Origin of the sequence: Chitinophaga eiseniae, assembly GCF_012641265.1 — a bacterium.
Classification (GTDB): domain Bacteria; phylum Bacteroidota; class Bacteroidia; order Chitinophagales; family Chitinophagaceae; genus Chitinophaga; species Chitinophaga eiseniae_A.
Genome location: NZ_JABAHZ010000006.1, coordinates 46,892 through 61,809 on the forward strand (window position 1 = coordinate 46,892; position 14,918 = coordinate 61,809).

8 protein-coding genes are annotated in these 14,918 nt (G+C 48.5%); 3 read left to right on the plus strand and 5 right to left on the minus strand.

Annotation, left to right across the window (positions count from 1 at the left end; genetic code table 11):
- Positions 1 to 50 precede the first annotated feature (50 nt).
- Positions 51 to 1,592 carry a sulfatase gene (locus tag HGH91_RS22460; protein ID WP_168741045.1) on the minus strand — a complete coding sequence of 514 codons (1,542 nt, stop codon included), beginning with the start codon at positions 1,590 to 1,592 and terminating at the stop codon, positions 51 to 53.
- A gap of 132 nt (positions 1,593 to 1,724) precedes the next feature.
- Here HGH91_RS22460 and HGH91_RS22465 point away from each other — a divergent pair, with 132 nt between their 5' ends.
- The 3 genes from HGH91_RS22465 (at position 1,725) to HGH91_RS22475 (ending at position 7,234) form a co-directional block, all read left to right on the plus strand.
- The gene (locus HGH91_RS22465) at positions 1,725 to 2,114 is read left to right on the plus strand and encodes a VOC family protein (protein ID WP_168741046.1); all 390 of its coding nucleotides are present in this window, start codon (positions 1,725 to 1,727) and stop codon (positions 2,112 to 2,114) included.
- A gap of 472 nt (positions 2,115 to 2,586) precedes the next feature.
- On the plus strand, positions 2,587 to 5,742 hold the full coding sequence (locus tag HGH91_RS22470) for a SusC/RagA family TonB-linked outer membrane protein (RefSeq protein WP_168741047.1): 3,156 nt from the start codon (positions 2,587 to 2,589) through the stop codon (positions 5,740 to 5,742).
- A gap of 25 nt (positions 5,743 to 5,767) precedes the next feature.
- Entirely contained in the window at positions 5,768 to 7,234 is a 1,467-nt protein-coding gene (locus tag HGH91_RS22475; protein ID WP_168741048.1) for a RagB/SusD family nutrient uptake outer membrane protein, read from the plus strand.
- 80 nt (positions 7,235 to 7,314) lie between these two features.
- On the opposite strand, the gene HGH91_RS22480 is transcribed toward HGH91_RS22475, so the two are convergent.
- From HGH91_RS22480 to HGH91_RS22495, 4 genes are read right to left on the minus strand one after another with little or no spacing between them, the layout of a single operon-like run.
- Positions 7,315 to 9,459: an IPT/TIG domain-containing protein gene (locus tag HGH91_RS22480; protein WP_168741049.1), complete on the minus strand. Its 2,145-nt coding sequence runs from the start codon at positions 9,457 to 9,459 to the stop codon at positions 7,315 to 7,317.
- A gap of 20 nt (positions 9,460 to 9,479) precedes the next feature.
- Positions 9,480 to 12,716: a carboxypeptidase regulatory-like domain-containing protein gene (locus tag HGH91_RS22485; protein WP_168741050.1), complete on the minus strand. Its 3,237-nt coding sequence runs from the start codon at positions 12,714 to 12,716 to the stop codon at positions 9,480 to 9,482.
- A 5-nt stretch (positions 12,717 to 12,721) separates the two neighbouring features.
- A complete protein-coding gene (locus HGH91_RS22490; protein ID WP_168741051.1) occupies positions 12,722 to 13,699 on the minus strand; it encodes a fasciclin domain-containing protein in 978 nt (325 codons plus the stop codon).
- Positions 13,700 to 13,716: 17 nt separating this feature from the next.
- A complete protein-coding gene (locus tag HGH91_RS22495) occupies positions 13,717 to 14,913 on the minus strand; it encodes a fasciclin domain-containing protein (RefSeq protein ID WP_168741052.1) in 1,197 nt (398 codons plus the stop codon).
- Between the last annotated feature and the right edge of the window lie 5 nt (positions 14,914 to 14,918).

Here is a 14,918-nt window from a genome sequence, read left to right on the forward strand (position 1 = left end):
ATACCAAAAAGTTGCAGCCGAAAACGACTGCAACTTTTTTTGTTGTTCACTTAATGCGTCGATACCAACGTATCCGGGTAAGGCACCGGCTTGCCGGTAGCCTTATACAGCGGCATTTGCCCCTTGCGCTGCTTCAGCTGTTGGGTTAGCAGTACAGCCAGTTCCCGGGTTTTATGAGGATATTCCGCAGCTACATTATGCGCTTCATGGATATCTTCTTCCAGGTTATACAACTCCAAACGTTGCTGTTTTTCGCGATACACCAGTTTCCATTTACCCTGCCGGATGGCGGTTAACCAGGCATTATCGTCGCCCAGCGCGCCGCCGGTCCAGTCGTTGGGGAAGTTCCATACCAGTGCCCGGGTAGTATCCCGCAACGCGGGATTTTTGAGGAATGGTACGATACTGCGTCCATCAATGGTTTGCACGGTTTTATACGATTTGATACCGGCCCATTCCAGGATAGTAGGATAGAAATCTTCCATGATCATATACTGGCTATTTATAGACCCGGGTGTGGTAACGCCATTCCAGCGCACGATCATCGGTTCCCTTACGCCGCCTTCGTACAGGGAGCCTTTACCGCCCCGCAGCGGGTAGTTCTGCGTATTAGGGGCTCCCTGGCGGGGAGCGTGGGAAAAGCCCCCATTGTCGGACATGAATACAATGATGGTATTGTCCTTGAGACGATGTTGTTCCAGGTAATCCATCAGCTCACCCAAACTCTGGTCCATACCCTCCACCAGGGCCGCGTACGCGGCTTCCGGTTTGGGCAATCCCATGTCCAGGTAGCGTTGAATAAAGCGATCGTCGGCATTATAAGGCAGGTGCACGGCGTAATGCGCCATATACAGGAAGAAGGGTTGTTGCTTCATCTGCGCCGTATCCATAGCCAGTATGGCTTCCTGGGTCAGGTCTTCCGTGAGGAAGGAATGATGCTTACGGTATTTGTCGAGCCCCGGCATTTCGGCCTGGAGAATGAATTTACCCGGCACCCGGCCAAAATCATCTTCCGCCAGGTAAGAGGCGGGATGCCCTCCGGCGCTGCCGCCTATGTTTTTCACAAATCCCAGGTTGAGCGGATCGGCGCCCACCGTCTGATACGCACCGAAATGCGCTTTTCCACATTGAATGGTATAGTATCCATGCTGCTTCAGCAACTCGGGTAGCGGGGTGGCATATACGCTTCTTTCCTGTCCTGGTAAGGGTGATATCCCATTTACATTCCAGTCGGGAATGGTGAGCAGGCTATCGGCTCCATCTACTGCCTTATTCTTTAAGGAGGTCCAGTTACTCACGCGGTGCCGGGCCACGTTCATGCCGGTCATCAGGCTTACCCGGGAAGGCGTGCAAACTGAATGTGCATAGGCATTGGTAAACTTAGTGCCCACCCGGCAAAGCCGTCCCATATTAGGTGTATGAAATTTACGGTTGGCGGGAGTAATACTGTCCCAGAAAGGGACAGAAGTATCCTGCCATCCCATGTCGTCTACCAGGAAAAAGATGATGTTGGGTGATTTTTTCAGCTGGGCCCGGACAGTGAGTAAATAGCCGACAAACAGCCACGCTGTGAGTAAATAAACTTTCTTCATAACGTCTTTTTCAATTAGTTCACTGTTGGCGCGATAGGCGCCTTTTAATCGATCCCCTTTCCCCAAAAACCAATTTATATTTGCAGGAAGGAGCTACTCCAAAGATAATATCCACTTTTCAAATTTACGCACATGATAATTACGCACCTGGATCACCTGGTCATCACGGTAAAAAGTTTATCTGCTACCTGTGATTTCTACGCGAAAATATTAGGCATGCAGATCATCACCTTTGGCGACAACCGTAAAGCATTGCGCTTTGGCCAGCAAAAAATAAATCTCCATGAGAAGGGCCGGGAGATTACGCCCATGGCCACTTTCCCTACAATGGGCGCTGCTGATCTTTGCTTCATCGCGTCTACACCGGTAGAAAATGTATTACAGGAGCTACAAGATAATAATATACCGGTGCTTGAAGGAGGAATTGTAGAACGTACGGGCGCTACCGGAAAAATCCGTTCTGTTTATTTCCGCGATCCGGATGGAAACCTGTTGGAAGTGAGTAACTATATACTGCAATAAAACAAACGTCAGAAAATTTTTTTTATTAAAAAAACAACATATTTTTAACACGCTAATGAGATCATCCTTGCATTGTTATTGAATGGAAACCTTTAACAAGGTCAGGAGAACCTATCAACAACGTACTGTTAATTAGTTTTTGCTTAGAGAATAAATGTCCGAAATCTGAAATCATAAAAAAGGAAATGGCATAACAAAATCTGATACTACTAGCTGTAGTGTGTGTTTTTACTATTGTTTACAACCGGCCCAGCCCGCAACAGGAAAGCCTATGCATATAATGTAATGTAGCAACATCATTATTCATGTTTGTCACCCTGGTGACTCAGTCTTCCTCATACGTTTTCGCGCCGGCATTCACGTTAAATATTTGCTTTATGATCATGGATTTATCATATTGTCAGGATTCCTATCCTTTCAACTGATAAGCCGGAAAGTTTTTTTTCAATCATATAAACCCAATCTAAACCGTATGAAAAAAGGTTTACTACTGTGGCTCTTACTGGCCATTGGTATGGTGCATGCTTTTGCCCAAACTCGAACGATTACAGGCAGGGTAACCGATGCCGCAGATGGACAGGTGCTTCCCGGCGTATCTGTATTGATCAAGGGATCTAAAACAGGTGTAGTATCTGGACCTGATGGTAAGTTTTCTATCCAGGCAGATGGCGCCGGCAGCCTGGTATTTTCCTTTGTAGGCTATGAAACAAAGGAAGAAAAAATTGGCAGCCGCTCCAAGGTGAATGTAACGTTGGCGGGCAGCAACAAAATATTGAATGAAGTGCTGGTAACCGGTTACGGTGAATTAAAAAGAAAGGATGTTACTTCTTCTGTAACTGCCGTATCGGGCACACTCATTAACGAACGCCCTACCACCAGCTTCGACCAGGCTTTAACCGGCCGTGCTGCCGGGGTGAGCATCAGCACCGGTTCTGGCGTACTGGGCGATGTGGTTAACATCCGTATCCGGGGGGTGAGTTCTATCAGCAACAGCAGCCAGCCATTGATCGTAGTGGATGGTATACCCATGAACATCAATACCAACTTAAACACCTTCAACAGTGGTAACGGTACCCGTTACAACCCGCTGTCCGACATCAACCCGAACGACATTGCATCAGTAGACGTACTGAAAGATGCAGCCGCTACCGCTTTATATGGTTCCAGGGCAGCTGCCGGCGTGATCATCATCACCACCAAAAGAGGTAAAGCAGGTGTTGTTTCTGTGAACTACAATGGTTATGTAGGCTGGAGCAAAGCAGGTAAACTGCCTAAATTGCTGAATGGCGACGATTTCAACGTCATACAAAATGAGAAAGCGGCCAACGCAACACCAGCCGGACAAACAGCGCCTATTATTGCCAAAGATATTGATGTAAATGGCGATGGTAAACCAGATCGCACTGACTGGTTAAAAGAAGTATTCCGTACAGGCGTTATACACAGCCACCAGTTATCCCTGAGCGGTGGCACAGAGAAAGCTAAATTTTATGCTTCCGGTGAATATTCTGATCAGCAGGGTATCATCCTTAGCAACCGCATGCGCAGGGGTGGTATGCGTGTAAACCTCGACGTTACACCTAAAACATGGTTGAAATCAGGCGTATCCCTCTATGCATCCAAAGCACTGAACAACGGGGTGCTGTCCGATACTTACCTGGCAGGGGCTACAGTTTCTGCTTACGGCGCTATGCCTAACGTACCGGTATATGATAAAAACGGCGACCTGTATATCAAAACGACTGTGAACGGAGACCTAGGCGATGGTAATAACACTATCAGCGCCGCCACCCGCGCCAGCCGCTTCTTCCACCCGCTCGCAGGGTTAACAATGGGTAGAAATGATAATACCTCTACCCGTCTTTTATCTTCTGCGTATGTAGAAGTTGAACCTATCGCCGGCTTAAAAATCACTTCCCGCTTTGGTGTTGATTTCATCCAGAACTTTGAAGATCAATACAGCGGTCCATTACTGTCTGGCAACGGTTTTAACCTGAATGGCCTGGTACAGGAAAACCTGCTCAGGCAAAACCAGTGGAGCTGGACTAACTACGCCACCTATACGAAGAGTTTTAATAAAGTGCATTTTATCAATGCTACCGTAGGTATAGAATCTCAATATGCGCAAACCCGGCAATTATATACCGGGCAGGCTAACCTGGCAGATTCTTACTTTAAGGAAATATACGATGGTCTGTATGCCGGTACCGATAACAGCTATACCGGTGGTGATAATAGATCAAATGCATTCGATTCTTACTTCGGTAAAATCGGTTATAACTACGGTTCCAAATATTACGTTGATGCGACCCTGAGAGCAGATGCCTACTCAGATTTCGGTATCAACAACCGCCGGGGTTATTTCCCGGGTGTATCTGCCGGATGGAGAATATCTGAAGAAAATTTCTTCAAGGGCAATATCAGTTTTGTAAACGACCTGAAGCTCCGCGCCAGCTATGGCATGGTAGGTAATTCCAACATCAAGGCCTATGCTTATAGAACCCTGTATGGCGGCGGTAACTATGCTGATGCCAACGGCTTCTCCCTGTACCAGGTGGGTGACCCCAACCTGAAATGGGAAACTTCTAAAAACCTGGACTTTGGACTGGACGCCAGCTTCCTGAAAAACAGGATTACCGTTACTTTTGACTACTTCCGGAATAATATTGATAACCTGATCCTGGATGCTCCTATCCTGGCTACCGTTGGTACACCATGGGATCATATTAACAATACACCAGGATCTATCCTGACCACCAACATCGGTTCGATGAGAAACACAGGCCAGGAGTTAACCATCAATACCAGTAACATCCACACCAAAGATTTCAGTTGGAATACCAGCTTCAACATTACGTTTATCAAGAACGTCGTTACGCACACAGCAGATGGAACTGACATTACCAGGGGTAATAACAGGGCCAGCGTGGGCAGACCATTGGGTGTATTCCGCCTGATTAAATGGGGTGGTGTAAATCCTGAAAATGGATTCCCGATGTACTACAATGCCAACAACGAACTGGTAATGTACAATCCTGGTCCTGGCGTAGCCAACAGGTGGACTACTCCTGATGGTAGCAAACCGATGAATCCCATCACTTCCAATGATGCCCAGTACATGGACAAATCCGGTTACCCTACCTTCTACGGTGGGTTGAACAATACCTTTAGCTACAAGGGCATAGACCTAAGCATCTTCCTGCAATACAGCGGTGGCAACTACCTGTACAACGCTGCCAGAGCGGGTGGTATGAGCAACCTCTTTACCAACAACATGGAAGAGATCAAAGACAGGTGGACACCCGACAACAAAAACACTGATGTACCTAAACTGTTTCTGGGCAACACCGTTATCACACAGGCATCTACCCGGTGGCTGGAAAAAGGTGATTTTCTGAGAGCCCGCGAAATCAGCCTGGGATATACTTTCCCTGGTATCAAGCAAAAACTGGGTGTTAACAGTCTCCGTGTATATGGACTGGTACAGAATGCGTTCGTGATCACAAAATATAAAGGCACCGATCCGGAAGTAAACACCAACCGCGACAGCAACATCAACTATGGCGTGGATGCCAGAGCAGTGCCATTGCCCAGGATATTTACCCTTGGTTTAAATGTTGGCTTCTAATTGTTAGTGATTAAAAAAAAATGTTATGACTCATAAGAATAAATCAAACTTTACAAAAAAGCTGTCTATCGGAGCCGTAGCACTGGCCTCCACGGTAGTTTTTTCCTGTTCCAAAGTAAATGACCAGTCGCCTTACGCCAAACTGGATCCGAATGCAGCTTTCAGCACCCCGGAAAGAATTGCGAAATCGGCTGTTGGGATGTATGATGCCCTGCAAAACCTGGAATTTTTCGGGGGCCGTGTATTGATCTATGTGGATCAGCGCGGGCTGGATGCAAACAAAGCTTCCTATTTCCCCAACGTGGCAACCTTCGATATGCTGTCTAACAGCACCACTGCTTTCAACTGCTGGTCCGGTGGTTACAGAACCATCAACGAAACCAATTTCTTCTCACAGAAATTAAAAGAAAATGAAAGCAAGGTAAGCCCGGAAAACGCAGCACAATACTATGCAGAATCCAAGTTTATCCGTTCACTGGCTTACTTCTACCTGGTAAATATCTATGCACAAACCTATACCTTCTCCAGCGATGCATCACAACCGGGTGTACCGTTGATCCTCACCGCCCCGAAGGATGGTGCAGAAGCATTGGATCCTAAAAACAAGGTACCACGTAATTCCGTGAAGGAAATATATGACAACATGATCAAGGAGCTGACAGAAGCTGCTAATGTACTTCCTGTCAAAACCGGCGACGGATTCTATGATCATGCCAGGGCTACCAAAGGCGCTGCACAAGCTCTGCTGGCCCGTATCTATTTATACCAGGGTAACTGGGCCAAAGCAAGAGACCTGGCAGACAGCGTACTGTTATCGTCTGCAGGTTATGCATTGGAAAACCCGGTGACTGTATTTGCTTCGGCCAACTACCAGACTTCCAAAGAAAGGATCTTCTCTGTGGCGATGAACAGCGCCGACAACCCTAATACCAACAACGCCCTGGGACAACACTACGGCGCCAAGGGAAGAGCAGATATTTCTATCAGCAGAGACTATCTCGGCCTGCCTAATTTCGATGTAAAGACAGACCTGAGAGGTAAATCACTTTACAATATCGTGCTAAGCTCAGATAAAAAAGATACTACTTTCTATACAGCAAAGTTCTTCGGCACCTCTGCATTCGATGCATGGGTACCGGTACTGCGCCTGGCGGAAGTGATGCTGATCAAAGCAGAAGCATTAGCGCGTTTGAATACTGCAGCGGCCGATCCGGAAGCGATCAAGCTGCTGAACCAGGTGAGAGTAAGAGCATCTGCTACTCCGCTGGCGCCAGCTACCGCTGCTGACCTGATCACCAACATCCTCACAGAACGCCGTATCGAACTGGCTTTTGAAGGACAGGGTGTATTTGACTTCCAGAGAACGCACCGCGACATTCCTGCACACGCAGGTTTAGCTGCCCAGGCCTGGAATGGTAAGTATACCATCTTCCCCCTGCCTTTTGCAGAAGTGGATCGTAATCCTAATATGAAACAAAACGAAGGATACTAGTAGTTTTCCTTAACATCCTCATAAAAAGACAATGGCAGACGTTTCTACGTCTGCCATTCTTCATTTTTATAGTGCCCTGTTTATTTGAAGAATATCTTCCTCACGGCTTTATTTCCCCGCTCTGCCACATACACGTTACCTGCTGCGTCGGTACAAATAGCTGTAATATCAGAGAAAGTAGCTGCACTCAACGGTCCATCATCAAATCCTGTTACTAACTGCGTGCCTCCTTTCCAACCAGCTACCCGGATCACCTGGTCGTCGGTCAACATGCGGATCGCATAGTTATCGGCCACATACATGAGTCCTGTATTGGCATCCCTGACGATACCGATAGGGTTAGAGAAAGCAGCGCTGCGCAGCGGTCCGTCGGCAGTACCGAATTGGGTACCCGCATAGGTTGTTTTCACACCTCCCGCAATACTGAATATTACCGGGTAATCCCAGCCACCGGCAAAGAATACCGTGCCAGCATCATTTACTGCGATCGCCATTCCGGGTGATTCATAGCCACCTAACGGGGTGATATTACCGAAACCATCTACCATTTTCACGCCGCCATATTGCGCCCCCAGGTAAATAGTACCTGATTTGCTCATGCCGATACCTGTGGGCGTAAACGCTGTTTTGGTAAAAGTGGTTACGTCGCCTGCAGGGGTGATTTTACGCACCTGGCTATTAAACTGGTCGATCGCATAAAGGTTATCCTTTGCATCCACCACCAGGCTGGTTACATAGCTAAACGCCGCATTTGTACCAGTGCCATTTACATTACCGGCACTACCATCCGCCCGGCCAACAAAGATGCTCACCGTTCCATCAGCCGCCACCTTTTTAATCACATTTCCGTCCGATACAAAAACAGTTCCTTTGCTATTTACCGCTATACCTGTAGGGAAGGTAAAGAGGTTGAGAGATGGGCCGCCAGCCAGGGTTACCACTCCTGCCCTGCTGAACTGAGGCCCCGTGGCATCCAGCGTCCCTACCTTTACGGTTACCGCGCCGGTGTTCAGCCCAACGGGAGCGATTACACGTAACGTGGTGTCGGTAGCCGCTATCACGGGAACGGTTATACCGTTAAAGGCAACTGTATTATCGGTAGCATTGGTGCTAAAGCCTATACCTTTTACAATTACTTCGGTGCCCGCCAGGCCGTTGTTGGGTAATAGCTGCGTAATGCCCAATGCCTGTTCTTTAAAGAGCGGGCCATCAGACAATTGCCCGTTTACGCGTACCTGCATTTTACCAGAGCCTGCGCCTACCGGCACTTTCACGCTTATTTGCTTATCACTGGTACTGGTTACCACGGCGGGGATACCATTGAATGATACGGTTACCTCGTCTGTTAATGTACTGAAGTAGTTACCGGAAATAGTTACCGGTATGCCCGCTGGCGCACTCAATGGCGCCACGGTGCTGATCAGCGGTTTAGGAACAACAGTAAATACGTTGCCCACCGTTTTCTGCCCGTTGATCGTTACCGCTACAGGCCCGGTAGCCACGCCTTCCGGTGCTACCACTACCAGCTTGCCTGCGGCAGCATTGAGTACTTTGGCGGCCGCACCATTGAAAGTAACCTCGTTGCCGGCGCCGGTGTTAAATCCTTCCCCGGTAATAGTTACTTCTGTGCCGACGCCTCCCTTCAATGGCTTGATAGCGCTGATATGCTGGAATATGAAATCGGGTCCTGTTACCTGTTTACCATCAACGGTGACAGCTATCTTACCGGTGCCGGCGCCTTCCGGCACGGTGGCCACCAACAGGGTATCTGTAGCGCCGGTGATAATAGCATCTTTTCCATTTACGGTTACCTTAGCCGGGGCGGTCAGGCTGCTGAAACCTGCTCCATAAATACTTACGTTCGTGCCTGCGGCGCCGTTAGCCGGGCTAATGCGATGCAAGCTCAGTGCCTGGTAAGTATAAGCACCCAATTCCTGTTTGCGGTCGCCCGATTGTACGCTCAGCGCGCCGGAAGTACCGGTGGCCGGTGCCAGCACAGTCATCACCGAGTCGCGCGCATCCACTACTTTGGCTTCTGTACCGTTAAAACGTACGGTTACATCTTTGGTAAGCCCTTGTCCCTGCAGGGTAACGATGGTACCTGCATTCCCGCTGTTGGGCCAGAAATCTTTTACATTCACGGCTACATTGGTAGCGTTCCGGTCCTTCCTGCAGGCAGTCATCACGATACCGATGATGAGCAGCAGGGATACATATTTTTTCATTACTTGTATATTAACCATGATTAAAAAGAATACCGCATTCCCAGCTGTACCTGCGCCCGGGAGTTGAGGAAGTCAATGGAATAAGGTTTGCCCGGGTGCTGGAAGGTATACACGGGGTATCCACCAGTATTTTGACTGGCAGGAAATACCGGCGTTAACCCGGTACTGGCGGTAGAGTTAAAGGTATTGGGAGAAAAATAAGACAGGCCCCACTCACTGTTTACCAGGTGTGTGAGATTGACCACATCGATGGTAAATGTCAGGTATTGCTTTCCTCCGAAATGATATTCCTGTGCAAAGTGCAGATCAGCTTGTATATTCCAGGGGGTGCGGCCGGCATTACGTTCGGTGAACTGACCGCGGCGGCTGCGCAGGTATTTGTCGCTGTCGATATACGCATTAAAGGCATTGGCCTGTTCCTGCGCGGAAATACCTTTATCCCGGAAGAAATTGACCGCTTCTTCCACTTGAGGAATATACACCAGGCTTACCTGCTGTGGTAACCCCTGTATACTGTTATTCACAATACCATAGGAAAACGGGCTACCGGATTGCGCGCTCGCAAATAAGGTCAGGGTGCTGATCCAGCTGCTATTCCATGCTTTATTATAGGTAACGTTGCCCACTATACGATGACGGATATCAAAGTTAGACCATGCCAGTCCAGGGTTATTAGGATTCAATGCCTGGTTCAGCTGCCAGTTGCTTTCCATAGAGTTGCGTATACCATTAGACACATCTTTAGATCCACCGTAAGTATAAGCCAGTGACGCCTGTACGCCGGAAGGGAAACTACGGCTTACGCTACCGGTAAAGCTATAGCGGTAGCCCTTGCCCGTATTGCTTAGCTCATAGGCATTGGAAAACCGGGGATCAACGGTACCACTATATATCGGTTGTTGACGGTCTTTATCGTATGGATAATATTTAGGATCATCTTTGATATTTACCTGCTGGAACAATACATCTTTCAGCGTTTTGGTATACATGGCTTCCACCGTATATTTAAATCCTGCCAGGCTGGTATAATCCAGGCCAACACTACTACGCCATACCTGCGGCATTACAAACTTATTGTCCAGCACATCTACCTGTGTTTTACCTGCATTGGCATTATTCATTAAGGCGCCATTCTGCTCAATAAATTGTGCGATGCCATTGGGGTTGGGTTTCAGCGGGTCGCTACCGGGAACAAACACCTTGGTATCGGCCTTCTGATCGAACGAACCGTAATTCACACCGTTGTTGTAATAAGCGTATGCAATCCAGGCGAAAGGAATACGGCCGGTAAATAAACCGGTACCACCACGGAGGATCAGGCGCTGATCACCTTTCCAGTCGAAGCGGAAGCCCAGGCGGGGCGACAGCTGTACTTTACCTAAATAGCTGTTGTTGATACGGTTCAACGGCGTATAGGTGTAAGTGTTACCAAAGAAATTATCTGTATAGGCGGTTTGTGTTTTTTCGCTCAGCAAAGGCTTTTGCGGCAGCCAGGTGTAGTCTGCTCTCAGCCCCGGGATCACTTTCAGTTTATCGTTTACCTGGATTTCGTCCTGAGCGTACACGCTATGCATATTCACAGAAAATCTTGCTTCCGGATGCGCCAGTATATATTCGCGGCTGTTGTTGGTGTAATTGTAGCTACCCCTTACCCGGTAAGGGTTGTTAGCGAGGTAGTCTTCAATGCTGAGGTAGTCCACGCGGCCGTTCCAGGCATTCACAAAGCCGTAGTTAATCCGGTATAATTCATTGTGGGTACCCAACAACACCGTGTGTTTACCTTTACGCCAGGTGAGGTTATTGGAGATCTCTACCGTACGCTGCTTCATATCGAAGATACTGGCCTCGCGGTCGGTACCTAAATAGATGGTGGTACCAGGCGTACGGCCTGCAATCTGCACTTGTGGCAAGGTAGGATCTGATTCCGGGTTACGTTTGTCGTGCACCAGGCTATATCCTACGATAAAACTATTGGACCAGTGCGCATTAAACCTGGACTTCAATTCCATCACGGTAGACGTTTGGTTATTCACCTGCTGGTAGGCCATACTGGTAAAGCGGAAGTCTTGCTGATCGCGGTCCATGTTGATGGCCCTGGATGTAATGGTATTGTTGCGCAGCGACAACTGGTGCTTGTCGTTAATATTCCAGTCTACACGGTTAAAGAATTTCTGCGAGCGGGAATAGGCGGTGTAGTTGCCGGCGGTACCGGGGTCGAAGCTTTTGCCATAGCGGTCGAGCGTACTTTGACGGATATCCTCCGCATCTTTTACGCTCAGGATGTTTGCCGTTTCTGGTTGACCTACGAGTAACTGTACCGGGTCTTGCCGCGAAGTGATTTCCTCGTTGGTAAAGAAAAACAACTTGTTTTTGATGATGGGAAAGCCTACCCTGGCGCCTGCCTGGTAGTCTTGGAAGTCGCTGTTCATCTTACCCAGCGGGCTTTTGCCGGTAAGGCTGGCATTGCGACCAAATCCATATACCGAGCCGGTTACGGCGTTGCTACCGCTGCGGGTAACCGCGTTGATACTACCGCCGGTGAAGTTACCGATCTTTACATCGTAGGGCGCCAGGTATACCTGCATATCTTCAATCGCATCGAGCGATACGGCGTTGGTACGTGTACTGGAGCCGGGCATGCCGGAAGAACCGGTGATACCGCCCATAGAGGGGCTGAAGCCGATGGCGTCGTTGTTGATAGCGCCATCGATGGTCACGTTGTTATAGCGGAAGTTGGTACCGGCAAAGGAATTGTCTTTCGTGGCCTGGGGCACCATTTTAGTCATATCCTGCAAACTGCGGGAGATGGTGGGCATATTGGCGAGCTGGGTGCGGCTGATATTTTGTCCTGCGCCATAAGTATTTGCCGCGGCGCCTTTTTTTGTACCCTTCACCGTTACAGCGGATAATTCCTTCCCGGCTACCGTCAATACGAAATTCAGTTGTATGGGCTCTCCCAGGCGGATATTGAGTTGCTCCCGTTTTTGCGGTTGCATCCCCATCATGGTAACGGTTACCGTATAGGGGCCGCCAATGCGCATACCGGGCAGATAGTAGCGGCCATCGGTACCGGTAGCAATGCCATACTTTGTTCCGGAAGGCTCATGTATGGCTACTACGGTTACGCCGATGAGCGGTTCGTTTTTATCGCCGGTAATTTTCCCGCTCAGGGTACCATTAGTTTCCTGTGCTTTCAGCCGTTGACCTGTACAGAGCAGGAACAGCAAAAAATAGGTTATGTATAGAATTTTATTCATCACAATTACTGGTTTTCTTTTAATACCTGGTCTATGATATGCAGTACGCCATTGCCGGCCAGTACATTGGGTGTTACGACAGCTGCGGCAGTTTTATTACCGGGGCCTTTCAGGTTGATGCCCGTATACTTTACACCGGATTTCAACAGCGTAACCGTTACATTATTTCCATTTTGCATGGCCTGTTCAGACTGGTCAGATATGCCGGTGGTGAGGATATAATCGTACACAAACTTCCGGCCGCTGAACAGGTGGTATAATAATAGCTGGCGAAGCGCCTGTGCGCTGGTGTTGTTAATACTATCTATCGATGAAAAGCCAGCCTGGCGGAAGGCCTGGTTCGAGGGCGCAAAAACGGTATAGCTGGCATTGTCATTCAACAGGTCCTTCATTCCTGCCTGTTGCAACGCTACGTTGAGGAAAGTGAGGGTAGTATCTGATGAGATAGCATCCGACAGAGTTTGATGCACCAATGGTTGCAGCACATTATTCAATACCTGTATGAGCCCATTACTGGCGGAGAGATTATAAGCCAGTACCGGGCTACCGTTGATGGTAAGCACGGTGTCGGCACCTTTTACCCAGCGGGTGACATACATTTTAGCGCCGGTGATGGCAGTAATTTCCTGGTTGAATTTAAACGGCAGCTTATTCAGTTCCCATATACCGTTCACGATATGATAGGATACCAGGTTATTAAGGATAGCGCCGCTCTGTTTGAGCACCGACTGGTTATCAGGATATCCTGCCTTGTTAAAGGCGTTATTATCCGGTACCAATACGGTAAAAGGTCCGGGTTGGGTGAGTTGCACCCGGTAGCTGGTTCTGCCCAGCGCGGTGCTGAAGGAAGAGAAATTGAATTTATTATCATCAATAATGTAAGTCAGTCGATTGATCTCTTCATCGTTTACGACCGTGTCCTTCTCTTTTGTACAAGCGGCCAGTAGTAATATCATCAATGCGGCGTATATGCGTATATTCATAGACGTTAGTTTATTATTTATGGTATGAACAGATCGCTCACTTCATGAATGACCCCATTGATCACCCGGATGTTTGCCTGTTTGATAGCCGTATAGGGATGGTTGGTGCCCAGCCGCCTGATACCAGGTTGTCCGTTGTTATTGATAAATGACAGGTTAATGATGACCGGTGGTCCCTGGTACATCTGTCCTTCCTGTACTTTCAGTCCGCTGAGTTGGGCGGCATAGTCTGTCAGGTCATTCGCAAAAAACACGGGACCTACTCTTGGCCCGTATCCGCCAGGCGTGTTAGCTAATTGCCCTGCATTGGCTAAGCCACCGCCATGAGCGTTCAGGATAGTATCCATCGCTGTAACCGGCTGCTGGTAAAACATATTCTCATCGTATTGCGGATCCGGCAGTGGCCAGGAACGCAGGCAGTAGTTCAGGATATCGTCTTCGTTGCTAAAACCGTTTTTTATAAATGCATCATTACTCGGTGCATACAACGTAAACTGTATATAGGAAGAAGATGATTTCAGCAATGGCATCGGGCTGATATATATCCCGGCAGACTGATAAAGGCTGTCACTGATACGCAGTGCAGCTACGTACAGGCTAAACCGTGGTTCCTGCCGCAGGTAATCCCACATGGTTTGCTGTGGTTTGCTGATACAATGCGCCATCGGATAAATGACGCCGTTAGTGCCTGCCAGGGCTTGTGTTAATTTGGACTGGCCGATTCCATTTACCATCAAGCTATCTCCGTGTTTAGCGAGGAACTGGAAATCGAGGTAATTAGCATACCATTCCGGAATGTCCAGGGGACGGCTGGATAGCGTGGGCGCCGCCGTGCTGACCGTGGCAGCCGACAGATCTGCCGGCGACAAGTGGGTAGGCAGCACATAAAGCGACAGCAGGTCATTGAGTGTGGCGGCATCTGCATGCTTAATTTTATCCAGGGTCCAGCCGGCAGTTTCAAACGCTTTGTCTTCTGGTACCAGCAAAGTAAAATAAGCGGAGCCATTTTGTTTCAGCATAGCATCCATACCGGAATGTTTCCATGCTTCCCGGAAATAGCTATAGGGAGATGTTTCCAATAATTGCTGCCAGGTTTTATCCGGTCCGGGCGGCGGCGCCACGGGTTCGCCTATGGGTTCCGGTTCCAGGTCTTGTTTACGGCAGGCGGAAACCCCCAACAATAACAGTAATAATAAATATATCGGTAATTTCATTTTCT

Bases quoted from the DNA above. Each gene is read 5' to 3' on its own strand.
- HGH91_RS22460 (WP_168741045.1), bottom strand. From the start codon at position 1,592: ATGAAGAAAGTTTATTTACTCACAGCGTGGCTGTTTGTCGGCTATTTA.
- HGH91_RS22465 (WP_168741046.1), top strand. From the start codon at position 1,725: ATGATAATTACGCACCTGGATCACCTGGTCATCACGGTAAAAAGTTTA.
- HGH91_RS22470 (WP_168741047.1), top strand. From the start codon at position 2,587: ATGAAAAAAGGTTTACTACTGTGGCTCTTACTGGCCATTGGTATGGTG.
- HGH91_RS22475 (WP_168741048.1), top strand. From the start codon at position 5,768: ATGACTCATAAGAATAAATCAAACTTTACAAAAAAGCTGTCTATCGGA.
- HGH91_RS22480 (WP_168741049.1), bottom strand. From the start codon at position 9,459: ATGAAAAAATATGTATCCCTGCTGCTCATCATCGGTATCGTGATGACT.
- HGH91_RS22485 (WP_168741050.1), bottom strand. From the start codon at position 12,716: ATGAATAAAATTCTATACATAACCTATTTTTTGCTGTTCCTGCTCTGT.
- HGH91_RS22490 (WP_168741051.1), bottom strand. From the start codon at position 13,699: ATGAATATACGCATATACGCCGCATTGATGATATTACTACTGGCCGCT.
- HGH91_RS22495 (WP_168741052.1), bottom strand. From the start codon at position 14,913: ATGAAATTACCGATATATTTATTATTACTGTTATTGTTGGGGGTTTCC.